The organism is Candidatus Aquicultor sp., from assembly GCA_036504445.1.
In the GTDB taxonomy this organism is placed as follows: domain Bacteria; phylum Actinomycetota; class Aquicultoria; order Aquicultorales; family Aquicultoraceae; genus DASXVE01.
In genome coordinates, this window is sequence record DASXVE010000024.1 from 1 (window position 1) to 23,210 (window position 23,210).

Annotated in this window: 34 protein-coding genes; 12 read left to right on the forward strand and 22 right to left on the reverse strand. The window is 49.0% G+C overall.

Annotated elements, in window-relative coordinates:
- Window positions 1-617: 617 nt before the first annotated feature.
- The 7 genes from VGK02_06045 to VGK02_06075 form a co-directional block, all read right to left on the reverse strand.
- Window positions 618-1,250 carry a plasmid pRiA4b ORF-3 family protein gene (locus VGK02_06045; GenBank protein HEY3374605.1) on the reverse strand — a complete coding sequence of 211 codons (633 nt, stop codon included), beginning with the start codon at window positions 1,248-1,250 and terminating at the stop codon, window positions 618-620.
- 129 nt (window positions 1,251-1,379) lie between these two features.
- Entirely contained in the window at window positions 1,380-1,913 is a 534-nt protein-coding gene (locus tag VGK02_06050; protein HEY3374606.1) for a hypothetical protein, read from the reverse strand.
- Window positions 1,914-1,916: 3 nt separating this feature from the next.
- Entirely contained in the window at window positions 1,917-2,219 is a 303-nt protein-coding gene (locus VGK02_06055) for a HigA family addiction module antitoxin (protein ID HEY3374607.1), read from the reverse strand.
- 19 nt (window positions 2,220-2,238) lie between these two features.
- Window positions 2,239-2,520 carry a type II toxin-antitoxin system RelE/ParE family toxin gene (locus VGK02_06060; GenBank protein ID HEY3374608.1) on the reverse strand — a complete coding sequence of 94 codons (282 nt, stop codon included), beginning with the start codon at window positions 2,518-2,520 and terminating at the stop codon, window positions 2,239-2,241.
- 339 nt (window positions 2,521-2,859) lie between these two features.
- Window positions 2,860-2,991, reverse strand: coding sequence for a hypothetical protein (locus VGK02_06065; protein ID HEY3374609.1), 132 nt, complete (start codon window positions 2,989-2,991; stop codon window positions 2,860-2,862).
- 198 nt (window positions 2,992-3,189) lie between these two features.
- Window positions 3,190-3,816: a hypothetical protein gene (locus VGK02_06070; protein ID HEY3374610.1), complete on the reverse strand. Its 627-nt coding sequence runs from the start codon at window positions 3,814-3,816 to the stop codon at window positions 3,190-3,192.
- A gap of 238 nt (window positions 3,817-4,054) precedes the next feature.
- Entirely contained in the window at window positions 4,055-4,480 is a 426-nt protein-coding gene (locus VGK02_06075) for a hypothetical protein (GenBank protein HEY3374611.1), read from the reverse strand.
- Window positions 4,481-4,502: 22 nt separating this feature from the next.
- On the opposite strand from VGK02_06075, the gene VGK02_06080 reads away from it, so the two are divergent.
- Window positions 4,503-5,678: a hypothetical protein gene (locus VGK02_06080; protein ID HEY3374612.1), complete on the forward strand. Its 1,176-nt coding sequence runs from the start codon at window positions 4,503-4,505 to the stop codon at window positions 5,676-5,678.
- Window positions 5,679-5,734: 56 nt separating this feature from the next.
- Window positions 5,735-7,333, forward strand: a complete 1,599-nt coding sequence (locus tag VGK02_06085) for a DUF4435 domain-containing protein (protein HEY3374613.1) — start codon at window positions 5,735-5,737, stop codon at window positions 7,331-7,333.
- Between the two features lie 112 nt (window positions 7,334-7,445).
- Here the strand turns inward: VGK02_06085 and VGK02_06090 are convergent, their stop codons facing one another.
- Window positions 7,446-7,619 (reverse strand): hypothetical protein, encoded by a 174-nt coding sequence (locus VGK02_06090; GenBank protein HEY3374614.1) that lies wholly within the window; start codon window positions 7,617-7,619, stop codon window positions 7,446-7,448.
- A gap of 170 nt (window positions 7,620-7,789) precedes the next feature.
- Here VGK02_06090 and VGK02_06095 point away from each other — a divergent pair, with 170 nt between their 5' ends.
- Window positions 7,790-8,053, forward strand: a complete 264-nt coding sequence (locus VGK02_06095) for a BrnT family toxin (protein HEY3374615.1) — start codon at window positions 7,790-7,792, stop codon at window positions 8,051-8,053.
- 14 nt (window positions 8,054-8,067) lie between these two features.
- Window positions 8,068-8,346: a CopG family antitoxin gene (locus VGK02_06100; protein ID HEY3374616.1), complete on the forward strand. Its 279-nt coding sequence runs from the start codon at window positions 8,068-8,070 to the stop codon at window positions 8,344-8,346.
- A gap of 40 nt (window positions 8,347-8,386) precedes the next feature.
- On the opposite strand, the gene VGK02_06105 is transcribed toward VGK02_06100, so the two are convergent.
- From VGK02_06105 to VGK02_06150, 10 genes are all read right to left on the reverse strand, one after another.
- Window positions 8,387-8,779 (reverse strand): hypothetical protein, encoded by a 393-nt coding sequence (locus tag VGK02_06105; protein HEY3374617.1) that lies wholly within the window; start codon window positions 8,777-8,779, stop codon window positions 8,387-8,389.
- A 19-nt stretch (window positions 8,780-8,798) separates the two neighbouring features.
- Complete coding sequence (locus VGK02_06110; GenBank protein HEY3374618.1) at window positions 8,799-8,984, reverse strand: hypothetical protein; 186 nt, start codon at window positions 8,982-8,984, stop codon at window positions 8,799-8,801.
- Between the two features lie 178 nt (window positions 8,985-9,162).
- A complete protein-coding gene (locus VGK02_06115) occupies window positions 9,163-10,023 on the reverse strand; it encodes an ATP-binding protein (protein HEY3374619.1) in 861 nt (286 codons plus the stop codon).
- Complete coding sequence (locus VGK02_06120) at window positions 9,953-10,750, reverse strand: hypothetical protein (GenBank protein HEY3374620.1); 798 nt, start codon at window positions 10,748-10,750, stop codon at window positions 9,953-9,955. The genes VGK02_06115 and VGK02_06120 overlap by 71 nt, the downstream gene beginning before the upstream one ends.
- On the reverse strand, window positions 10,743-11,222 hold the full coding sequence (locus VGK02_06125) for a DUF559 domain-containing protein (protein ID HEY3374621.1): 480 nt from the start codon (window positions 11,220-11,222) through the stop codon (window positions 10,743-10,745). Before VGK02_06125 ends, VGK02_06120 begins: the two co-directional genes overlap by 8 nt.
- Window positions 11,223-11,279: 57 nt before the next feature.
- A complete protein-coding gene (locus VGK02_06130; protein ID HEY3374622.1) occupies window positions 11,280-11,477 on the reverse strand; it encodes a hypothetical protein in 198 nt (65 codons plus the stop codon).
- A gap of 17 nt (window positions 11,478-11,494) precedes the next feature.
- Window positions 11,495-11,935, reverse strand: coding sequence for a hypothetical protein (locus VGK02_06135; GenBank protein ID HEY3374623.1), 441 nt, complete (start codon window positions 11,933-11,935; stop codon window positions 11,495-11,497).
- Entirely contained in the window at window positions 11,914-12,162 is a 249-nt protein-coding gene (locus VGK02_06140; protein ID HEY3374624.1) for a hypothetical protein, read from the reverse strand. The genes VGK02_06135 and VGK02_06140 overlap by 22 nt, the downstream gene beginning before the upstream one ends.
- An 89-nt stretch (window positions 12,163-12,251) precedes the next feature.
- On the reverse strand, window positions 12,252-12,479 hold the full coding sequence (locus tag VGK02_06145; protein HEY3374625.1) for a helix-turn-helix domain-containing protein: 228 nt from the start codon (window positions 12,477-12,479) through the stop codon (window positions 12,252-12,254).
- 31 nt (window positions 12,480-12,510) lie between these two features.
- Window positions 12,511-12,765, reverse strand: coding sequence for a hypothetical protein (locus tag VGK02_06150; GenBank protein ID HEY3374626.1), 255 nt, complete (start codon window positions 12,763-12,765; stop codon window positions 12,511-12,513).
- A gap of 110 nt (window positions 12,766-12,875) precedes the next feature.
- Between VGK02_06150 and VGK02_06155 the strand changes: the two genes are divergently transcribed.
- From VGK02_06155 to VGK02_06170, 4 genes are read left to right on the forward strand one after another with little or no spacing between them, the layout of a single operon-like run.
- Window positions 12,876-13,307: a hypothetical protein gene (locus VGK02_06155; protein ID HEY3374627.1), complete on the forward strand. Its 432-nt coding sequence runs from the start codon at window positions 12,876-12,878 to the stop codon at window positions 13,305-13,307.
- On the forward strand, window positions 13,308-13,535 hold the full coding sequence (locus tag VGK02_06160; GenBank protein ID HEY3374628.1) for an ImmA/IrrE family metallo-endopeptidase: 228 nt from the start codon (window positions 13,308-13,310) through the stop codon (window positions 13,533-13,535).
- The gene (locus VGK02_06165) at window positions 13,477-13,731 is read left to right on the forward strand and encodes a hypothetical protein (GenBank protein HEY3374629.1); all 255 of its coding nucleotides are present in this window, start codon (window positions 13,477-13,479) and stop codon (window positions 13,729-13,731) included. The genes VGK02_06160 and VGK02_06165 overlap by 59 nt, the downstream gene beginning before the upstream one ends.
- 13 nt (window positions 13,732-13,744) lie before the next feature.
- On the forward strand, window positions 13,745-14,854 hold the full coding sequence (locus VGK02_06170; protein HEY3374630.1) for a site-specific integrase: 1,110 nt from the start codon (window positions 13,745-13,747) through the stop codon (window positions 14,852-14,854).
- A gap of 274 nt (window positions 14,855-15,128) precedes the next feature.
- Here the strand turns inward: VGK02_06170 and VGK02_06175 are convergent, their stop codons facing one another.
- Together VGK02_06175 and VGK02_06180 are read right to left on the reverse strand one after the other, a co-directional pair.
- Window positions 15,129-15,422, reverse strand: coding sequence for a hypothetical protein (locus VGK02_06175; GenBank protein ID HEY3374631.1), 294 nt, complete (start codon window positions 15,420-15,422; stop codon window positions 15,129-15,131).
- 37 nt (window positions 15,423-15,459) lie between these two features.
- On the reverse strand, window positions 15,460-15,708 hold the full coding sequence (locus VGK02_06180) for an SHOCT domain-containing protein (protein ID HEY3374632.1): 249 nt from the start codon (window positions 15,706-15,708) through the stop codon (window positions 15,460-15,462).
- Window positions 15,709-15,903: 195 nt separating this feature from the next.
- Here VGK02_06180 and VGK02_06185 point away from each other — a divergent pair, with 195 nt between their 5' ends.
- The 3 genes from VGK02_06185 (at window position 15,904) to VGK02_06195 (ending at window position 17,742) form a co-directional block, all read left to right on the forward strand.
- On the forward strand, window positions 15,904-16,401 hold the full coding sequence (locus tag VGK02_06185) for a cytochrome c (protein HEY3374633.1): 498 nt from the start codon (window positions 15,904-15,906) through the stop codon (window positions 16,399-16,401).
- A gap of 165 nt (window positions 16,402-16,566) precedes the next feature.
- Window positions 16,567-16,686 (forward strand): SHOCT domain-containing protein, encoded by a 120-nt coding sequence (locus tag VGK02_06190; protein HEY3374634.1) that lies wholly within the window; start codon window positions 16,567-16,569, stop codon window positions 16,684-16,686.
- Between the two features lie 27 nt (window positions 16,687-16,713).
- Window positions 16,714-17,742 (forward strand): tagatose 1,6-diphosphate aldolase, encoded by a 1,029-nt coding sequence (locus VGK02_06195; protein ID HEY3374635.1) that lies wholly within the window; start codon window positions 16,714-16,716, stop codon window positions 17,740-17,742.
- A 12-nt stretch (window positions 17,743-17,754) separates the two neighbouring features.
- Here VGK02_06195 and VGK02_06200 read toward each other — a convergent pair whose 3' ends face one another.
- Both VGK02_06200 and VGK02_06205 read right to left on the reverse strand, forming a co-directional pair.
- On the reverse strand, window positions 17,755-20,109 hold the full coding sequence (locus VGK02_06200; protein ID HEY3374636.1) for a heavy metal translocating P-type ATPase: 2,355 nt from the start codon (window positions 20,107-20,109) through the stop codon (window positions 17,755-17,757).
- Window positions 20,110-20,162: 53 nt separating this feature from the next.
- Window positions 20,163-21,338 carry a type II glyceraldehyde-3-phosphate dehydrogenase gene (locus VGK02_06205; protein HEY3374637.1) on the reverse strand — a complete coding sequence of 392 codons (1,176 nt, stop codon included), beginning with the start codon at window positions 21,336-21,338 and terminating at the stop codon, window positions 20,163-20,165.
- A gap of 115 nt (window positions 21,339-21,453) precedes the next feature.
- On the opposite strand from VGK02_06205, the gene VGK02_06210 reads away from it, so the two are divergent.
- On the forward strand, window positions 21,454-22,803 hold the full coding sequence (locus tag VGK02_06210) for a hypothetical protein (protein HEY3374638.1): 1,350 nt from the start codon (window positions 21,454-21,456) through the stop codon (window positions 22,801-22,803).
- Window positions 22,804-23,210: the final 407 nt, after the last annotated feature.

A 23,210-nucleotide genomic window follows, 5' to 3' on the forward strand; every position in this document is an offset into this window, starting at 1 on the left:
GTGCCGACGCTTTTCATTATAGTACGAGAGCGCTTTGTTGATAAGCTTAATCACCTCACTTTCGCTCTGAGCGGCGGCAAACACGTCCGCCCACTCATCCTTTAACCTGCCAAAGAAGCTCTCCATATCGGGGTTGTCAGAAGAATACTTAAGCTTATATTTGCTTGCGAGCTAACAGAGAACATTGTGATGAGATAACGGGCAACAGATAAAGATCTACCTTCGAAAAGCCATAATCTAACATGTTGTTCCGCAGACCGAGTCACATATGATAGTTACAAACCACAAAATTATAAGACCAAAGGCCCTAGTCATGAATAAACGGCGCCCCAAGAATAGTTAGTCATCAATTCTGACCCATTTTTGACCCATCGAGACGCAAGTTCTTCCATATAATAACAAAATAGCGAACCTCTCTAGGCTCGCTACCTGCTGTTTTAATCTGTGGACCTAATAGGACGTAATTGGAACTACGAATTAATCAGAAAAGCAGCAAAATATATCTCTGAGCTGCGGTAATATTATATCATGCTTTTAGAAAGTTGACAGAATTTTAATTGTTCGAAGCATCGTTATGGCCGCTAAGGCAAAATACCATCCAAGGGAAGTCGCAAGTTTTAACCAAACGCCAGCTTCCAGCGCTTAGCGGGATCGTCAAATTCGACCTCTTCGATTGAGAAGTGTTCGGAGTCAAGCTCTCCATCAAGCCATTCGATAATGTCTTCGTATTCCTTATGATTCGGGTCCCGGATGATCTCCAGTAAATCTTCATATCCCCAAACACCGCCGCAATCTTCTGGCGGGCATGCTCGTTCACCAGTAAGGCATCTAGGATAGGTAAAGTCCTTTCCCCTTGACAAAATCTTTTCCAACCTAACATCGTGAACCCAGTCATCGCCAAAATCATAGGTATACTTGGCAGTAGTATTTGTTTTTGAGAACCAGTCGGCAATCTTCTGATTTCTCTCTGGTAACACTTTATGTTCATAAGGAAATAGGTCAAAATCGTCAACAGGTATGCCTATCTTACTCTTTATTCCGTGCAAGGGATCTTTCATTTCAAACTCATGAAGATGGCTATCTGACCACCCCATAGCATCCTGTATGGCAACATGTAGATCCCAGAAATTATAGGTCTCAGGAACCTGAATACTTCGCCAGATTAATGGCTTGATCCCTTTTAATGCAATCTTAAACTGGTAAACATTGTCGAACTTCTTTTTCATATCTACTATTTTTACACCACACATAATATCTGCGCCAGTTCATGGAAGCCCCGGTGGCCACGATAATGGCTTCGTATTCGGCCCGTCTTAGTATATTGCCATCCATACATTAATTGCCGCAATTTCTTATAAGGATAATGGGTTATGGGTCGGTTAATCACTTTCAGGTTCAACTAACCGACAGACTTCATGCCCGCAGATTTTGCACGTTCCTCTTAGTATTAAATCGCGTTTTTGCATTTTCGCAGTTTCCAGGACAATGGAGACTGTACTTCTACACATTACGCAATAAACATTATCCAGGATTTTAGCCTGGGCCCATTTGGGTATCTTATTCCACCTCATCCTAGCATCCTTTGTGAAAGGATCGATAGGGTGAACGGGCAAGTCAAACGGCTCATTATCTTGATCATCATATGTATCTAAATAAACTTGCAGCTTATCGCTGAGGTGATCGAGCTCTTTCTGGAGTTTGAGATCTTCCGCGTGATTAGCCGCTGAAGCGACGTAGCCTTGAATATCTTCTATCTCATCAAGCGACAGATCAATTTTAATACCTTTGCCATCAACCACTGCAAGCTTAACATAACTGGGATCGCAGAATGTCTCATCACAAATGATATCCCGTTCGCGTAGGGTTAGCTTGACCGGTAATTTTGTCCCGAATGGTATCTTCTTTCTTTTCATCGTTTATCCGACATCGGCATGTCTCTTAACTTCTCGCTCCAACCTCTCTCCCAGCGCTTCTGCTGTAACGTCAAGATCATACTGTGCCTGCAAGCCGAGCCAGAACTCAGCAGAGGTGCCAAAGAATCTTGCGAGCCTCAAAGCAGTGTCCGCGGTGATGCTTCGCTTGCCAAGGACGATCTCGTTTATCCTTCTTGCCGGCACCCCGATATTTATAGCAAGCCTGTTCTGGCTTATTCCCATAGGCCTGAGGAACTCTTCTAAGAGGACCTCACCGGGATGTACTGGATGTAATTTTTTCTCCATGGTGTTCCCTTCCTACTTTCTAATGGTAATCTGTTATTTCAATTTCGTAGGCATCCTCGCCCTGCCAAAGAAAACAGATACGCCATTGGTCATTAATTCTGATGCTTAACTGTCCTTCACGGCTTCTTTTAAGCTTCTCTAATCTGTTGGCTGGAGGAATTCGCAAATCGTTAAGACTCTTGGCGTTATTTATCATCCGTAGTTTTCGCAAGGCAACCTGCTGAATATCACGGGGTAACTTACTAGAACCTTCGCGGTTATAGACTTTTTCTGTTCCTTTGTCCCCGAATGATTTTATCATCGGTCTCATGCTATAACGTATCGCGTTAAACGTCAATCGTTAAGTTTGAAATGTTATGTCTTCGCTTCGTCGTCACAGCATAAGCGGCAATGCTGATATTGTCAGCAGTAAAAAGGGTTCAGAGGAAACGAGGGGTTCTTAGAGTACGGTTTCTCGGTGCCACAACCATACCCCATAACCATAGGCAGAAATTGAAAAATGGCTTGCTAAAGCCATTTTTGAGGAGCGTTGTGGACCTCATAGGACATAAATGGAACTACGAATTAATCAAAAAGGTTTCTAAATACGTCCCTGAGCTGCGGTAATATTATATCACGTTATTCATTTTAGTCGAGAGTTTTATGTAGGCCTGTCTTCTTGGGAAATGCTTAATGCATCCTGTTTGGCGGTAACAAGAAACTCAATTAGTCTATCAACATCATCCGGGTGAGCCACGATCATGTCGTCCCGCTCCGCTCCTCGAATAGTCATTTACCCCAACTTTCGTCTGAAATTGCCAGTTTGGTTATCTAAATATGGCAAGGTAAGAATATTTCAAGTTTCAAGATGCGAACCATAGGCCTTAGGCAATAGCTCATTTCGTAATCGCAATTAATGCAGCTCGTCTAGCAGAAAGCCTTGCTGCGATTTTGGCATGCTTTGCCTGCAAGAAGGCCCCTCTATTCCTTTTCATCGGGCAGAACGGCTTATGATTAATCTAACTAACGTCTCTGGCATCTTCCTTAAGACAACCCTGCCATTCTTGGCCCTCATCGCAGTACTTCCCTCATAATAGTTGGAGCCATTCTGATTAAAGACATAGGAAACAGATCTGCCTTCTCGCCATAGGACTAAGGTGAAGAACTTGATGTTATGAGAATCAAATTCATTAGCGTCATACTGTTGTGGCGCGATAGCTTTTAGCTTATCGAATTCGCGAACAATTTCAATTAACTGTGCCTTATCGCGGATTGTGTTCACGATTTGCGGTTGTTGATTTCTTTCTGAGCAAGCCAGTCTTGCATAAAGCAGCTCGTTTTTAAGCTGGGCATACGGTCTCTTGTAAGTCGAGGAGACATCTGGGTCATAGGCAGCAGTCATACTATCAGCATCCTCTGTGATGCCTAGCGGCACCCCTTTATTCTTATCAGTGTTTAGTTGTTGTTTCAGGGGTGCTGCTTTAGATCTATTCTCAGCCTCAGTGAGCTTGTCGTGATTACCTTTTACTATAATCGCTACCGCCATATACACCAGGCAAACAATCACCAACGTAATGAAAGCACCACTAAACGCTCTTTTTACGTTTATCTTTTGCATACGATCTCCTTCAGCCAATATCTAGATATTAGAACATGCATCGCGATCCGGCAAAACATTTCGCCAAGCATTATGGATTAGACCACGATAGGCATATTTTGGCTCCATCCAAAATATGCCTCCTCCTATTTACTTTCTAGTTACAAAACAAGATATATGGTACACATATTTTAGGCTTCCAGAAACCTGAATATACAGTTCTCAAAGAAGCCTAAAATATGCTGATGCCTAATGGAGACTATTGGCTCTGATCTGCGCAATTATCACTATCACTAAATTGACTTAGCATTTTTTCACACTTAGCGAGCATTTCTTCAAGTGTGTAGACATCCATGTTCTTTATCCCTAGCAGATCCGGCCTAGCGGTCACTGGAATTACGTACTCTTGGCCACTAGTTTTGACATAAATCCCATCAAAATATAGATTGGTTATCCTGCGTATTTTGCTGATTCCGGTATCGCCAAACTTGTTTTCTACAAGTTCCCTAACCGCTGTGTCGTCGGAATATACGGTCAATAATTCAGGACTGAATCGCAAACCTATATGAACGATCTGCCACTTGCTCTTTACTTTATCGACGATAATGGCATTCGTTATATTTCCATTATCATCCTTAAGCGGAATTTCCCAGAAGTAGGAAGGCATTTTTGTAAGATTATACACCTTATACGGTGTTCCTAGGTTCTTGGGCACATCGTCAGAGGACTTAAACCCGAAGGTTTCAGGTTCTTTTGTTAGTGAAGACGGTCCCGTTTTCTACACAGACTTCGATGTATCAAAAGCAATCGAGAACGATTCTTTTGCAAACGGGCTCGGTCCTGCTTCTCCCGATGACATTGAACTCTTCGAGGAAAAAGTAGGGTCAGGTCCCGGCACGATCGTCACTTTGAAGGGCCGCGATCGTCTTACCTATAAATCCATCGATACCTATGTCGATCGGCTGAAGCGTGAATTCGGGAGAATATATCGACACTTTCTCAAAAGCAACCTTCGCATTATGATAAACGGCGAAGCCGTCAAGCCCATTGATCCCCTGTATTGGGACCATCCCGATACCGAGCAGGTGATGGATAAGACGATAACCTATGCACCGTACAAAGGCGCTTCTGCAGAGCATATCAGAATTAAAATCGCCAAGTTGCCAGATTTTGGTGCAGGCATGAACAGGGAGCTAAAAATCAACCAGGCCAACCAAGGCATCTATATTTCGCGCAACATGCGAGAAATCGCCAAGGGTCTAACGCTCAACATGTGGACCAAGCACAACTCATATAACCGCATCAGAGCCGAGCTCGAAGTATCTGGAAGGCTCGATGAGCAACTAGGCGTCAACTTCATGAAAAGGGACATCAAGATTGAGCAAGGCCTCGAGCAGAAGCTGCAAAGCGTCATGGCCAGCGTCATCGAGACGGCCCACGATCAGCTGATAAGACGCGAGTCAAAAACTAAGGCTAAGGAACTTAAGCATGAAGGCAGCGAGAAGCTGATCGAGAGCAAATCAAGGGTACTGATCAAGCCTGAGCAGGTGACCAAATCGGAACCAAACGAGCCAAAAATCGCTTACCCGCATACGACTCTTAGGACCAAGTTTGACCACGAGGGCCTTAGAAGCGAGGGGCCGATTTACTCTGTTGAGGTTCTGGCGGACCATATGAAAGTAATCTACAATGCGGACCACCCGTTCTTCAAGAGATTCCTCCTCGACAACAGCGACAATCAGAGTCTCGTAGAAGCGGTAGATGCCCTGATGACCTGTTTAGCCGCGGTCGAGGTCTCATACCCTCAAGGTTCTTCACAGCGCCAAATGTTCGACACGTTTAAAGCCATGCTCAACAACAACGTGCGTGTACTGTTGGGCTAACGATAAAAACGGAGCGGGCTACGCTAGCCCGCTCCGTTCATCTTTGGGAGGACGATATGAAACATGAGCTGGTGTTACCGGATAGAAACGGTAACGGCTTAACTGAAACGATACAATGCGACGGTCCCGTCGTCGTTATCGGGGCGAACGGCTCCGGCAAGAGTCGACTCGGTGCTTGGATTGAGATGGGCATGCCGAGCCCTAAGGTTGCCCATCGCATAGCAGCACAACGCTCGCTCGTAGTGCCAAAGTATGCTTCGCCGAAAAATCTCGAGCAAGCACTCAACGAATTGATCTACGGTAACAGCGAAAACACGAATAATAAGGGTGCATATCGGTGGAACAACAACCAACTAACGACGAGTCTACTTAGCGACTATGACCAGGTCTTATCAACGCTTTTTGCAGAGGAGCATAAGCGAGACAACGACTTTGTAAAGGCTTGCAGAGATAGGGATGCCGCTGGCATGGATAGACAGATACCAATTCCTGATTCACCTATCGACATCCTCATCAGTATCTGGAACGATATCATGCCCCAGCGGAAGCTAGCTCTTAACGATGGAAAAGTGATGGTCGAGAATCCTGCTGGGGGCGAATACCATGGCCGTGAGATGAGCGACGGTGAACGGGTCGCTCTATACCTTATGGGGCAGTGTCTCTGCGCGCCCGGAGGCGCAGTATTGATAATCGATGAGCCCGAGATACACCTTCATAGATCACTTATGAGCCGCCTGTGGACGAAAATCGAGGAGGTGAAACAAGATTGCTTGTTTATATACATAACGCATGATATAGATTTCGCGGCATCACGCGTTGGCGCCTTCAAGATATGGGTTAGAAGCTTCGGCGGCGGCAATTGGGTATGGGATGAAGTGCCAGATGTCGATGACTTGCCGGAGCCGTTATTGCTCGAGATTGTCGGCAGCAGAAAACGCGTTCTCTTTACCGAGGGTGAGAGAGGATGTCTCGATTACTCGATATATCAGGCCTTATACCCAGATTGTCTCGTAATTCCGCGCGGTGGCTGCACCAAGGTGATCGAGTCGACAAAAGCTATGAGGGACAACCCCGCCCTGCATCATGTGGAAGCTTACGGAATAATCGATAGGGATTTCAGGACGCAGGCAGAGATGGATGCTCTGACAGCTAACGGTGTTCATACAATCGATGTCGCAGAAGTCGAAAACCTGCTATGCGTAGAAGGTGTCGTGAGAGAGGTTGCTTCCTCCTTAGGGCTTGACCCGGACGACATATGCCACAAGGTTACCGATTTCGTCATCGACTGCTTGAAGGGTGAACTCGACGTTCAGGTCTCAAGTAGGGCGGCGGCAGAAATCCAGTTCAAACTGAACATGTTCGACGCAAAAGCTGTTGGTAAGGTGAATCTTAACACAGCCTTAACGGGGCTAACCAATGCGATAGATGTGGACGGGGTTTATGACCAGAGCGAAGCCGTTTACCGGACAATAATCAGTAACAACGATCTAGATAGCGCTCTTCGCATATATAACAGAAAGAGCCTGCAAAGACGGATTGCCCCAATATTCGGCCTAAATGAGGGCGAGTTCGGAAAGCTGGTCATGAGATTACTGAAGTCCGACCATAAAGCGAACATCGTGTCTGCGTTAAGAATACATGCACCTACTATCTAGGTATGCTGCATTAATAACAATTCGTAAGGTATGCGATGTCTCACCAGCCCTCTACTCTTAAGGGAGCTATCCGTTATGTTCGCCTCACTACCACATAACAAAGCGCTGATATTTAAGCCGCTAACACATCGTTCTCATAGCGGTGCGGATGTATTATTTTCGCAATTCCCTCGTTCTCCATTATCTTTGCCGCATGGCGTCCGCTCAAGCGATCGCGAAAGCGAATCTCGATGAAGCAGACATATTCTGCTGGTAGCGGTCTAAGAGCTTCTTTGGCGTCTCGCATTCATGCCGCTAAGTCGAACGCCTTCGCTGTCGCATCTTTGACCTTAAACTGGCATGTCTTCCCGACGAATACACCGATCAGGCTTGTCTGTAACTATAATGGCGTCTTTTTCACCTTGACCTGTCCGTCCTGTGTCCGTACAATGTACATATAGAGACAAGGAGCGATGCATGCGAATCGATGACTTTGAGTGGGACGAAGGAAATATCGAGAAGAACCTTCTTAAGCACAACGTGACTCCCGAAGAGGCGGAAGAGGCGTTCTATAGTTACCCGCGCAAAGTCTTCAAAGCTAAGTATGGTCGCTACCATCTCTATGGCCAAACGGAGGCCGGGCGCTTGCTCTTCGTGGTTTTCGAACTCAAAGGGACGGTCGCTCGTGTCATCAGCACGCGCGATATGGATAAGAAAGAGCGCAAATTATTCAAAAGCTAGTGAGGAGTGAAAAGATGGAAGAACAGATGGGGCATATACCCGAGTTCAAGAGCGAAGAGGAGGAACAAGAATTTTGGGCGACGCACAGCGGCGCGGATTACGTCGACGAGCTGGAAGACGTCACGGAGTCGGTCGTCATCACACCTCCGAAAAGAAAAACCACCGTTCGCTTAGACGATGCGGCGATAGAGCGTATCAAAGCCTTAGCGGAACGCAAAGGTATGCCGTGGCAGACCCTAATGAGATCATGGGTGTATGAGCGCCTTGAGGATGAGGAAAAACGGGCAGGATAATCACCTAAAACGGTTATACCTATCATCCCCTCAGAGTTTTTCACCTAACCACCACATACCCAAGCGCCGATATATAAGCCGCTAACACATCGTTCTCATAACGGTGTGGGTGCGTTATCCTTGCAATCCTCTCGTCTTCCATGATCTTCGCCGCATGACGCCCGCTTAATCGATCCCTAAAGCGAACCTCAATAAAGCGGACATATTCCGGCGGCAGCGCCTCCAGTGCTTCTTTCGTGTCCTCTATGCGCGCCATCAAATCGAACACCTTTGCGGTAGTGCCCTCTACTTGCGAAGCGGAATGCCGATCTCCTGAATTTAGAACGATAATGATCCCGGTCGACTGCAACCCGACATCTTGAGCGAATTCGAAGTCCTCAAAATAGCGTTCGAGCTTTTTTCTCGCTTCTTTGTAATTCATCTGCTGTTTCAATTGCTGCCTCCTGTTACGGTTATAGATAGTCCTCTAGCTCAAAAAGCTGCGGTGCGCCGAATGTGTACTCGGCGGCGTTCTCCAGTGCCTGGCGCCGCTTTCTGATCTCGAGCTCGCGAGAGTAGAGCGATTTGATACCAGCATTGGCTTCCTCGCGGGTCTTGGGTATATATACACGCCGGCCGCCGCAGTAGTACAAATACACTTGAAATGATCCGTGACAAGAGCTGTTAATCGTGCCTGAATGGTTCGCACGTTAATCCCAAACTTTGAGGCGAGCTCCTGCTGGGTTTTACCGTGTTTCATCCCGTAAGCATCTATGCGCAGATAGTTATAGAGTGACTGAAGATCTGTAGGTATTTTTGTGGTTTCTGCTATTTGACTCATGATCGCTTCAGCCTCCGGTCAGCTTCCTTGTAGGAGATCACTCTACACATACTTGCAAGACGAGAAGAAATGCGCGCATCGAACTTATCCTTGAGCTCGGCGAAGTTTAAGTTGCTCGTCGCGAAGATCGGCAACTCCCGCCTATAGCGCCTATCAATTATGCGATATAGCGCATCGATGGCATAATCCGTCGTGCGCTCTACCCCAAAGTCGTCCAAGAACAATACGTCGATAGAGGCGAGCTCCTCGATGGCCTCCTCTTCGGTGATTGTGCTTGCATCCCGGAAACAGGAGCGAAGGTACCCCAGCATATCGGTGACCTTGTAGAAGGCGACGCTTTTGCCGTGGGCCTTTAAGACTTTGAGCGTCGAAGCGGCCAGGTGTGTCTTGCCGATGCCGGGAGTGCCGATTAAGAATACGCCCCTGCTACCCGCTCCAGCGCTGAGGTCTCTCGCGAAATCGAATGCGGCCGTATGCGCTTTGCTGTTAGCATCCGTTCTCTCGTAATTACCAAAACGGCACTTAAGCTCAAGCTTCTCTAGACCAGCAACCCTAAGCTCTTGTTCAAAGCGCCGGCATTTCTCTTCTCTTCTGGCCGCATGGTGCGCTCGTGCTTTCACTTTAAGTTCGGCTTCGCTTAGGTGCTCGACCATAATGGGTGCCGGCTCGTAGTGCTCTTCGCAGAAGCGGTGGTAGACCCCAAAGGCCGCACGGCCGGGGATGAAGGGGTGTGCTATTCTTGGTTTGCACGGGTTTTCGCAACCGTGTATGTTACAGATCGGCGGCTCACTCGTAGACGCCTGCGGCTGTGTATTCGTCAGGCTCTGGTCCATTAGCACATCGCTTAGCTTTTGCATGTGTTTCACCTACCTTGTGTTTTCTATAGTTGCTGAAGGGGTCATTGATGGTTAGGAATTTATCGAGATTGTCCGGCTTAAGGAAATCGTCGAGTCCCCATTTGTATGACCAGAAGTATTCCTCGCCGGTTAGGACTGCGTGGTAGTTATCCATCGCCTCGGTCAGCTCTTGCTCTATATAATCGCTAAGCCGTGCGGTGAGGGATGGTAAGAACTTATCCGCTTTGCGATGAACCATTATCTTTAGACTGTTCCAATGCTCAAATAAATGGTTAGCGGTTATATGTATTTCTTTTGTATTCTTATGATTTCTTTTATCTTCTTCTGACTTCTTAGCGGTTTGTTTACCCTGCTTAGGCCCTTGTGCCTCAGTACCCGGCTCGCTACTTACTACGGTACTTGGTGCTGTAGGTGCTTCGGTAGTTGGTGCTGTATTATTTACAGGGGCATATTTGATTATTTTTATATGTGAGTCGTGCCACTGATTCTTGGCCGGTTTGTAGGTGATGTATTTCATCGCAGCAAGTCGCAGGAGTGCTGAGTTAACCACCTTATTCGAGAGGTCGCACGTCTGGCAAATAGCTGCTATTGTGGTGCGCACCTCGCCCGTCTTAAAATCGGCACCCGTGAGCAGATCAATGTACACTTTAAGTTCTGTTGCGCTCATGATTTTAAGGTGCTCGCGGATGCCCCGACGCAGCTTTACATAGCTTTGGAATTTAGCCATTGGCTGCCCCCTGAAGGAAGTCCATTACTTCTTTGCCGCAGCGTGGCAAATCACGGTAGAGTTCGCTTCCTGTGAAATGAAATACGGTGTAGCCTTGAGCTTGAAGAAAGCGGTCGCGCTGCTTGTCGCGACGCGCTTGCTCTTTTGTGCGCTCGTGATAGTTGTGCCCGTCGCACTCTATGATGCAGGACCTGTGGTGATGGTCCTCTCGCCAAAACTCGATGAAGAAATCAACCCGGTACGTCCCTATGGCATGCTGCGGTATTATCTTTAGCCGCTCGTTGTAGCCCGCAACGCGAATAAGGAGTTTAACGTAGATTAGCGGCAAAAGCATTAAGCGCTCAATAGGAGAGTCTATGTTGTAGTCCGAGACTAGCTGCGCCAGCTCTTGTAGAAACTCCTTTTCAATGCGCCTATTTAAAGCCATCAAAGCGTGTGGCAGTTCGCGTTCGTACATTTCGATATTATTCACTACAACCCCTAATCTAAACTAAACGGCCACATCTGCATTCGCCAAGCAGCCACATCATTACAATCTCCCCGACAGAAACGCAGAAGCCGCCTCGACGGCGATAATTAACCCGGTGACGATAATGAACGGGATGAGGATGCGCTCCACGAATACGCCGAGCAGGCGCATAAAAGAATCTAGCATGCGATCCATACTCTCATAAGGATCGACCGGTAACGGCTCGTCATAGTGCTCTTCTGCGATGCGAACTGCCATGTCTGCTGCTTCTCCTTCTAAAAAACGACATCTTCGAGATCATCGGAAATTTCAAAATCCGGTTCCGGTTCCTGTTTTTGAGATCGACTTTGCTGAACGCTTCTTGCTGGAAGTACCGTCGAGATATTGGTCCAGACACCTTGCTCGTTCTCGCTGTTTTCAACAAGCACCCGGCATTTGCGTCCGATAAACCACTCGGCGTCGAAACCACCATCCATGGGCGGCTCTTTGCGAAATGCTGCTTTTACGATCCCGAAGAGTTTGGATTTTTTCGAGAGCACATTGTTAACGCGCATAAAGAGCTCGACATCATCAACGGCGAAGACGATTCTTAGCTTGTCGGTCACACCCCACGGTGTCTCCTGGTTTTTCAGGAGCTCGACCGCCGTGATCTTCGCGTCGTATATGCCATCTTCAAGCTTCGCTTCATTGCTGATTACTTTCGGTTTGATTGACATTTACTCACCTCCCTTGTAGCTGCCTTTTCACATTCCGCGGTCGCATGTACCTCCTGCCAACGAGCGCGGCTTCGCGCATTAAGTCGCTCGAGCTCGGATATAAGCTCGGCAAACCCTGCGATCGGCGGGCCCTCCCATTTGGCCATGAGCTCTTCGATATAAGCTTGGGCCTCGTCCGGCCAATCAAAGTCACGGGGCTTGGCGGCGCCGGCGTACTCGATTGCCACGCATGTCTTTCCGGAGAGGTGTACGTGTGTGGTAACCGAGAGTGTGAGCTCCTCTTTTCCAGCCGGTAAGCGTAAAAGAAATCGTCTCTTTAAGCATGAAATCCACGCCTCCCGTTGCCTGTTAGCATCAAGCCCCGAAGCTCCGCATCTGCCTTCGCTCGAGCATCGAGCCAGGTGTCGATGTCTGTCGGGCGAAAGCGCACCGAACGGCCGACTTTCACGCACGGGATACGCCCCTCGCTTGCAAGCCGATACACATAGCGCTCACTCACGTCGAGAAGCTCCGCGGCCTTGGCGGCTCGCAATAGTTGCTCCATAGAATGCCTCCTTCATTGCTATTGATAAACGTTAATCTTTGGTGATTAAAAAACAGCGCTCGAACGGCCAGCCGGTAAGCTCCATGACGCTTATCATCATCTTATTCGGCACTGGCAGATTCATGCCGCCATAGCGTCGAAGGTTCCAGTAAAGCGTCCAGCTGATGCCGATTGCTACTGCGAAGTCGCGCTCGTTCATGCCGGTTACATCCAAGTACTTGTCTATCTCATCCCAGTTCGGCACGATGCGTTTGCAGGCTTTGTTCCGCTCGATTGTTCTACTCATACTCGCCCTCCAATTTATCTTCGTAAATACCCTATCACACAAATTTATCTAAATAAACCCTTTATTTATCAATATTTATTTAGTATCATAAATTGGAGGTGAAATAAACGATGGCAATGGAAGTTAACGATTCCAACTTTAGAAAAACGCTTTTGCGGCTCATAGACGAGCGCAGCATCGGCAACAACCAGATCGAGGCCAAAACCGAGGAACTCGCAAAGGCCACGCCCGAGCGCTACCAGAAAGTATGGGCGTCCGAAATCTCACAACTTCGAAACGAGGCTCGATCGGGGATGAATCCAAGAAAAGTCCGCGCACTCGAGCGCGTGCTCAATGTGCGAGAAGGTACGCTAGGTGTGCTTCTCGGTTACGGGCCGCACGCCGCGGAAACCGAGAGGGCGTCCGAGGATATGGTCCTCGCCGAAGCGCTAAACGTTCCCCTTGAGGACTGGGAGTCGCTATCCGATGACGAGCGTGAATTTATCCTTAAAGACGCCAGGGACAAATTAGCATTCTTCCTGAAACACCGAGGAGGCAAATAGGTGTCGAAAAAGCACGATACGCAGTACGATCCCTACCAAGACGCTGAAGACCGAAACATCCTTATATTCGAAACGCCGATCAGCCAGATCAAAGGCTATTATCAGCGAACCGGTACCTACGCGGCGATTTTAGTGGACTCAGGCCTCTCGACCGCCGAGAAGCGTAGCGTTGTCGCGCACGAGCTCGCCCACGACCGCTCCCATAGAAAAGCCGAAAACCCTGCGTGAGCGCCTCTACTACCAACAACACGAGAAGTTCATCGACAAAAAGGCGGCGGAAAGCCTCATGCCGGTGCACACGATGCGCTCTTTCTTGGCGAAAAATCCCGAAGCTTGCATTTATGACCTTGCAGAATTCTTCAATGTGAGCGAACATCTAGCACACGTAAGAATCGAGGCATTGATTAACGAGGGATTGCTGTAAGGAGGAGAAATCGGTGGCAAGCGCATGGGTATGCCCACCCGTAACTAACCGGGACGGCTCGAAAAGCTACAAGGTGTGCTGGCGTGATCATTCAGGAAGGCGATGCTCAAAAAACTTCCATAAGTCCCGTGAGGCAAGCATCTTCTGCACAGAAATGAACAGCAAACTCAATCGCCATGAGTTTACCCCGGCCGAGACCATTGCCTTCGCTAAACTCTGCGAGGAGTGGCTCGAGATTAAAGAGCCGGGTCTTCGTCCCGAGACAATGCGCAACTATCGCGACCAGATTCGACTGCGTCTTATTCCCGAGTTCGGCCCTTATCTTGTGACGGGAATTGCCCCAAGAGATGTTGAGCGCTATGCCGCACGCCTTTCAAAAAGCGGTCTTGCGCCAGAGACGCAGCGCAAGACGCTGATGACATTAAAAGCAGTTTTGGATAAAGCGGTCCAGTGGGGATATCTCGGTAAGAATCCAGCTGTCTTTGCAAAAGCACCAAAACGCACGAAAAAAGACATTGAGGTACTCTCACCCGCTGAGATGGCGCTTCTCATAGAGCACGCCGACCTGCGCTACCGGGCGATTATTGCGACCGGCTGTCATACGGGACTTCGTATATCGGAGCTCTTCGGGCTTAAATGGTGTGACATCAACCTCGCTAAGGGAATTTTGCACGTGCGGCAGAACCTACAGAAAGGCACATTCTTTGAGCCAAAGAGCAGAAGCAGTCGGCGCAGCGTGCCGATGCCCTCGTTTCTCGTTGATATACTGCTAAAGCACCTCGCTTGGCAGCGGGAGTGGATCGAGCACAACGAGCACGATCTTGCGTTCACCAATTTGCACGGTAGACATCTAAACTACCAGAACTTCACCAAGCGATACTTTGAGCCGGCGCTCGAGAAAGCCGGGCTTCGTCGCATAACCCCACATGCGATGCGCCACTCCTATGCATCGGCCTTATTAACGGCCAGCGAGCCGATACAAAACGTCTCACGGCTCTTAGGCCACGCCGACGCAAGTATAACGCTTCGGGTCTACGCCCACGTACTGCCAGAATCAGCGTCGGATACTGCGAAACGCCTCGACGTGATCTTTACCCCCTGTGGGGCAAGCTCGTTACGGTAAACGCAGCTACCAAGCTCAACAAAGTAAGAAGGCTGAGGCCTTCCGGTAAAACATTAAGATACCATTCTCTTGCCCGCTTACAAAAAGCCGAGCCCATAATGCTTATGGAATTATAAGCAATTAGATGATCCTGACGATATGGCGGTGACCAAGGACAACATCGCTGCCCTCTTCGGAAACCTGAAAAGTGGGTAAAAAAAGCGGCAGAAACCTTAGCCTCAAGATTTACCAAAGAGAAAATTGGCCGTTAGCGCTATGCACACGAACATAACCTCTATGCTTTGTAAGGAATGGTGTTAACCGTGAAATGGGTAATACCTGCGGCAATTATTTTAATTGTTATCCGCCTAGTCGGAGTCGTACTCTTTATGCTCCTTACACCGGCATCCCAACAGCCGGCGACACAAAGCACACAGGTTAACCCCAGTAGTTCAACAACCAGCACGATGATGCCAAGAGGGCCGAACGACCGGGGACCGATGATGCCCAACCAAGGCACCGGCACCACCGGCAGCCCAATGATGCCGAGACGATGAACAGGATTTAACGAAACAAATAGCGGGCTCAAAAGAGCCCGCTATAGTTATGTCGCGATATAGGCAATTCTAGCTTGCCAGCGCGCGTTTTTTCTCTTCATACTCCGCTGCGTCGATCTCGCCCTTCGCATAGCGCTCCTGCAAAACCTCAAGAGCCCTGTTGTGATTGTCTTGACGAGGACCGCCGACGTTAAAACCGGCTCCGCCCGCGCCTCTTACGAGATAGACGACTCCGAATATGATCAAGGCCCAGAAGAAGACCATTCCGAACATCATGAGAATTCCTCCCATTCCAAAAATTCCTCCGCCCCACATCATCTTGGCTCACCTCTGTCTGTGATAGTCGGTGGGTATCCAACCGCTTAGATTATATATTCCATCTCATATTTAAGTTTAAACCCGTCCCGTACCGAGTTCAACGGCGTGCGACCCCTCTTACCACAAGTAACCCCTCGGGGCACGTTTAATTAAGTCGCTGATGGGTACAAACTCTTAAAAGTTGGGAGGTTAAAAATGAAGTGGCTTTTGCCCACCGCAATTATCTTGATCATTGTAGGAATTGTCGGCCTGGTCTTCTTTAACTACTACTCGTTCTCCTCGAGTCAGCCGGGAGTGGTGCGAGCGCCGCTTCGCGGCCCCGGCACCCCGTATAGCTCCGGGAGCTTTCGCAGTAATGGTGAGCAGATCTTTTTTACCGGCACGAGCGCCAAAGATACGGTTACGGTAACCGGTGGTCCCTTTTGGTTTCAGATGATGGGCGGCGGCTGTGCTAACTGTCACGGCCCGGACGGTCACGGCGGCAGAGTTACGATGATGGGAAGCAGCTTCGTCTCAGCCAACATTACGTACAACCGGCTCAAGAAAGAGGGCTTTACCGATGCCCTCATTAAGCGGGCGGTAACGCGCGGCATCGATGAGAAAGGCGGCCGTCTGAGTAGCAATATGCCAAATTGGCATATGTCCAACGATGATCTAAACGATGTAATTAACTATCTTAAAACTCTCGATTAATCACTAAAAGGAGGAAATTCTATGTGCCCATTCTGAGGCGGTGGATTCTATGGCGGAGGCGGCGCCCTCGGCATCATTATTAGCCTCATCTTCTCCCTTATTCTCCTTGTCGGACTAGGACTTTTAATCTGGTGGATCGTGCGCCAAGCAGGTGGGCCTCGAGCGGTGCCGCCTGGCCAAGGACCCTCAAGTCGCGCCCTCGACATCCTAAACGAGCGCTACGCTAAGGGTGAAATCAGCAAGGAAGAGTACGAGCAAAGAAAGCGCGAACTAACATCAGGATAAATTTGAGAAGGCAAGGGTGTAAATACAGTGCTCTCAATCGGAAAAATTAGGGGCTTTGAACAAATAGCAGATAGCGCTGGGATAATTCGAATCGCTGCGATGGACCAGCGCGGCTCCCTGCAAAAAATGCTCAATGTCGGCAAGCCGGAATCGGTTAGCTACGAAGAATTGAGGGATGCAAAGCTCATGCTTTGTAAGGTGTTGGCACCACACGCAAGCGCGGTGCTTATAGACCCCGAATACGGAGCGGCGCAGGCAATTGCGGCACATGTGTTGCTGGGTGATACCGGCCTCTTGGTGAGTTTGGAAAAAAGCGGCTATGCCGGCGATATCCATGCACGGCAGGCTGAAGTAATACCTGGCTGGACTATCGAGAAGATTAAGCGCATGGGAGCAAATGCCGTTAAAATTCTTGTGTATTACAATCCTGATGCTATGACCGCCAGGCAAATAAGGGATTTTGTAGCACGAGCGGCGGATGATTGCGCGCGCTATGATATCCCCTGCATCGTTGAAACCCTCGTGTACCCGTTGGAAGGCGATGAGCATTCACCGGAGTTTGCCGTTACAAAGCCGGGCCTCGTTTTACGAACCGCGCGGGATATAACCGCGTTGGGCATCGACCTCTACAAAGCGGAGTTTCCGGTGGTGCCAAGCCTCGATATGGACGAGAATGAGGCTTTGCAGTACTGCCTTGAGCTCACGAAGGTAAGTCGGGTACCCTGGGTGGTACTGAGCGCAGGAATGGACTTTCACTTGTTTACTCGAGTCGTTGCAATCGCCTGTAACGGCGGCGCATCCGGCTTTATAGCGGGCCGCGCCATCTGGAAAGACGCGTTTACATACACCTCCGAAGAAGAGCGGCTTAGTTATTTGGAAACCACCGGTGTCGCACACCTTCAGGAAATAAACGACAACGCGTCAAAACTCGCTACGCCCTGGTTTAAGCGGTACGATATCGACCTCGAACTTGAATCGGGCGTGGGGTCGGACTGGCACACACTGTATCAAGGCTTTACCGGACCCGGGCCCGGGCCCCAGGTTGTTGGTTTTTAATAACGCGAAGACCTATCCCAAATTCCTCGCCTGACGGCTTAAAAGCAGTGAGTTTAGAGTGACCGTGATAGTGCTCGCCGACATAGCGATAGCGGCAATCTGTGGGCTCAAAAGCAAGCCGGTAAACGGATAAAGTATCCCGGCGGCAATCGGCAGGGCAACTGCGTTGTAGCCGATTGCCCAAGCAATGTTTTGTCTGATTTTACCCAGCACCAAGTGCCCAAGATGTATGGCCTTTACGACGTCTCGCGGATCGTTGCGCATGAGCACTATCGCGCCGGACTCTATCGCCACATCGGTCCCCGCCCCGATTGCGATGCCGAGGTCCGCCTGAACTAACGCGGGCGCGTCATTGATGCCGTCGCCCACCATCGCCACAAGCCTACCCTGCTGTTGCAGCTCCTTAACCTTCCGAGCTTTATCTGCTGGCAGTACCTCGGCAAACACCTTATCGATCCCCAACTCTTGTGCGACCGCATCGGCTGTCGCTTTGTTATCTCCGGTAACCATAGCGACTTCAATGCCCATGTTGTGAAGTTCTCTTACAGCTTCTTTCGATTCGGGCTTTACGCGATCGGCAAGCCCCAATACACCTTCGATAGCTCCATTTACCGCCACAAAAATCATGGTTTTATGCTCATCCTCAAGTTTGCGAGACCGCGCTTCGATTTTAGAAAGATCGATGTTTTCCTCCTTCATAAAGGCGATGTTGCCGACCATGGCCTCATTCGCTTCAATTGTTCCGACAGCTCCGCGACCGGGAACCGCCCGGTAATCCGAAACCTGCGGAATATCAGTGATGCCACGCTCCTTGGCGGCGTTTACGACGGATCGGGCGATGGTGTGCTCAGAGCCTACTTCGAGCCCGGCAACCAGGCGCAGGAGCTCATCGTGGCCATACCTGCCGACGGAGATAATGTCCTTTACCTCGGGGCGACCTTCGGTAAGGGTTCCGGTCTTATCGAACAAAACGGTATTGATGCGGGCCGAGTGCTCCAATGCCAAAGCGTTTTTCTCCAAAATGCCGTTTCTTGCCCCAACACCTGTGCCTACCACGATGGCTATCGGGGTTGCGAGCGCCAAAGCGTCCGGGCAGGCGATAACGATTGTCGATATTCCCGCTGTTAAGGCAAACAACACGCCTTGCGTGCTAAAGCCAAGCCATAGCAAGAATGCGGCCAAGCCCCCGCCAAGGGCGACCGGCACCAAGTATGACGCCACCCGGTCGATAATGCGCTGAACCGGGGCGCGGGTCCGCTGTGCCGCTTCGACCAACGCGATGATTTGGCTAAGCGTGGTGTCTTCGCCGACTTTGGTCGCCCGCATCCGAAACGAGCCCTCTTGGTTGATCGTGGCGCCGATTACGTCGTCACCGGCTTTCTTTGAATCGGGGAGCGACTCGCCGGTTATGGCGGATTCGTCGATTGAGGTCTGCCCTTCGATTATCATCCCGTCGACCGGGACCTTCTCGCCTGGCCGAACCAAGAGCAAGTCACCCTGCCTTACTTCATCCACCGGCACTTGCTTAACCTGGCTATCAACAACAAGATTGGCCGTCGGTGGTATGAGATCCAAGAGCGATCTTATCGCTTCGTTGGTGCGGCCCCTGGCAGCCATCTCGAGCCAGTGCCCGAGAAGTACAAAGGTTAAAAGCATGGTCGCCGCTTCATAAAATGTCGGCCCGCCAAAGATGAAGGTAGCGGCAACACTGTAGAGATAAGCAGCTAAGACGGCGACGGAAACGAGGGTCGCCATGTTGGTCGTGCGAAGCTTTAAGGCCCGCCAGGCGCCGGTAAAGAAGAACCATCCGCCATAGAGAACCGCCGGTGTGGCGACGATAAAGTGGAATAGGTTGATATCAATCGGCAGCGTTATTGTGCGGCCGATAATAGTCTCACCAATCGGCGAGGTGGCGACGACAATGGCGGTTAGAACCGCCGTTACAATAAAAGCGTTTCGAAGCTGCTTGACCATTTCCGGGCCATGTCCGGCATGCTCGGTTTCGATGCCGTATTCGGACTGCCAGGCCGGTGCAACATGCTCATGCGCTTCATGGTTAACATGCTCGGGCTTTACTTGCGGCTCAATCTTGGTGCTGCCCAAGTGAATGTGACCGTGAACTTCATGACGTACTTCCTCATCGGCTGCATCGATTATCTGCTGCAGTTCTTCTTCAGTTATACCAGCCGGAGTATATGTGATGGTTGCAAGACTGTTTTCAAGGTCAACGCGCACACCGGTAACGCTCGGCTGGCTCAAAATCCGTTTTTCGAGAAAAGCGGCATACTCAGGATAATCAGGCAGCGGCTTGATTTTGAGTTGAACGGTTCGTTCTTCTTCATGTGGATGGGCTGCGTGCTGATGCATGTTGGTACTTTATCACCTCACATTTGTATACCCATCAGTTAAGGTGCCAAACCCTAAGCGCTGCGTTGTTCCCTCGTCGGCTCGGCCTTCGTTGGCTCTTCGGCTCCCTTAAAGCCTTCTTCCATGAACCGTTCCCGGGCTTCTATGAGCGCCTTGCCTATCTCGAAATGAATGATCTCTTCGGGCATTGTCTTGGGAAGGAAGCTTTTCGTAATACCGAGCGATAGATTTGTTTTCTCTATAGATTCCATTCCATTCTGCATGATACCGGTTAAGGCGCGAATGCAATCAACGCTCTCGGGTATGGTGATCGCTTCATTGTGAACCTGAAATGCCAAGTAAACTTCACGGTCATCTGCAGCTAAAGCATCTTCCCAAACAGCGACCTCCCACATATCGTTTCTCGAGCGTTCCAGATCTCGCATGAGTTCGATTACTGAATTAAGTGCCACTAAGCCGTTGCTTGAGTGCACAAACGCAATTCGAGGTTCTTCCCATAATGCATGGCGCAGCTCATCTAGTTTAACCGGGCGATTTGTCTCGACCATCGCAAAGTGCAAGTGGCTTAAGTTATACGGGCCGGCTCCGGCAATGGTTGTGATGTCTAGATCATGCATGACCGTCTGAGCATCAGGCCCCTGGTGGCTTGGTACTTTTGTCTCGGGTATCGCAGTATTGATCATGCCATCCTTATGACTTTCCCACGGGTCGGTACCCCGGCGCATCAAAACAGCGCGCGCCCGCTTTATCCAGCCATTCTTATTAAGCGCATTGAGTACACGACACAAACCCGTTGTATTGCACGAAACTACGCGTGCAAATTGTTTATTGAGCGCTTGATGGTAGTTGACTTGTGCGGTAAAAGACACACCGGTGAGTCCGTGTTCCTCCCCACCCTGGAAGATAGCCTTAACCCCCACATCCTCATAGATTGGTTTGTTTTTTAAGCCAATTCCTTTAGGCGTACAATCGACGACAATGTCGACTTGCCGCAATAGATCGTTGAGTGTACCGGCAACCGGGATATTGGCTTCCTCCATAGTTGATACTCTTTCGGGAACAGAAGCGTAAATCTGATATCCTCGCTCAGCCGCAACCCTAATTCGATAATCGTAGACGACATCCGAAACGCCGATGAGCTCCATATCGTCTTGCTTCGCTACAGCGTCGGCTACCCTTTTACCAATAACACCGTAGCCGTTTACGCCAACTCGCACCTTTTCGGCCATGAGAATTCTCTCCTTTGAGCAGATTTGATGTTAAATATTCCCTTTAGGCATACTTTTTAAAGATCGAAGAAAAGCGGGTAAGATAATCGCATCAACTCACCAAGAAAGGCTATCTATGACTTTCAACCAAATAATCAAGTTGCTTGCGCTTCGCCGAAAATTACATAGACGCGATACATGGGCAAGAGAGAAACTCGTTGAATATAAAGCAAACGCGTTGCTGGATTTACGCAGCTATGCCTATAAGTTCTCACCTTATTACCAGAAGTTGCACAATGGCCTTTTTAAAGCACCGTTGCAAGAGCTCCCAGTATTAACAAAACGAATGCTTATGGAGAATTGGGATGAGCTTATTACCGACAGATCAATCAAACTTGCGGATGTCCAGAGTTTCCTTACCGATTTAAAAGACGTAAAGTTATTCAGGAACAAGTATTATGTTGCCTCTACCGCCGGCACAACCGGCATGAGGGGTATCTTCATCTACAACCCTAAGGAGTGGCTATCAGTGTTAGCCTCTTATACAAGAGGCAATGATTGGGCGGGAGTAAAGGCAGGCCTGACAAGAAGAACAAAGATAGCTATTGTAAGCACGACGACTCCCTGGCACCAATCGGCTGCAGTGGGTGCAACGTTAAAAAGCTGGTTCGTCCCTACTCTAAGAATTGATTCCACCGATACGATGGAGCACATCGTTTCTGCCCTTAACGATTTTCAACCAAGATCACTTGTTGCGTATGCAAATATGGCAAGATTACTCGCAAATGAACAACTTGCTGGCAACCTCAATATCTCACCTGAGGCCGTTTTTTGCGCATCAGAAGTTTTAACGCAAGATTCCAGAGAGCTAATAAAGAACGCGTGGGGTAAAGAACCGTTTAATCAATATGCTGCAACTGAGACGGCCGGAATAGCCTCTGATTGCGAGTATCATGACCTTCACCTCTATGAGGACCTAGTCATAACTGAAATTGTTAACGAGAAAAACGCCCACGTACAGCCTGGAGAATACGGAACAAAGATATTGGTTACAGTTTTATTTAGCCGTACACTCCCTTTGATACGCTACGAAATGAGTGATAGCGTAAGGCCGTCTACTCGCCTTTCTCCATGCGGGCGCCCCTTTGCTTTAATAGAGGACATTCAAGGCAGAGCGGAGGATACGCTTTTTCTGTTTGATAATAAGGGAGACGAGGTTGCCATCCACCCAAATGTCTTTCATAACATAATGGAACAAGAGCCCGTTGCTGGCTGGCAGATTATCCAGGAGAACGACAATAACTTAAATGTGCGCATCCTCAGTCCTGGGGCTGGCTTTCGCGAACAGCAGTTAGTAAATGCAGTTTCTTCTCAACTTGAAATGCAAGGCATTCACGAACCCAAGATAAAAGTGGAGCGCGTTACATCGTTGCTCAGAGGTTCTTTAGGAAAAATATTTCTAATAAGAGCTAAGAAGAACACTTAAGCTTATATTTGCTTGCGAGCCAACAGAGAACATTGTTATGAGGTAACGAGCAACAGATAAATATCTACTTTCGAAAAGCCATAATCTAACATGTTGTTCCACAGACCGAGTCACATTATGATAGCTACACACCACAAAATTATAAGACCAAAGGCCCTAGTCACGAATAAACGGCGCCCCAAGAATAGCCAGTCATCAATTCTGACCCATTTTTGACCCATCGAGCCGCACTTTCTTCCATAAAATAACAAAATAGCGAACCTCTCTAGGCTCGCTACCTGCTTTTTTATTCTGTGGGCCCTGTAGGATTCGAACCTACGACCAAGGGATTATGAGTGGCAACATGGCCTCAGAATAGCCTGCATGCTGTGTCTTATAGTGCCCTGGCCTGCACATTTGCAATGCCC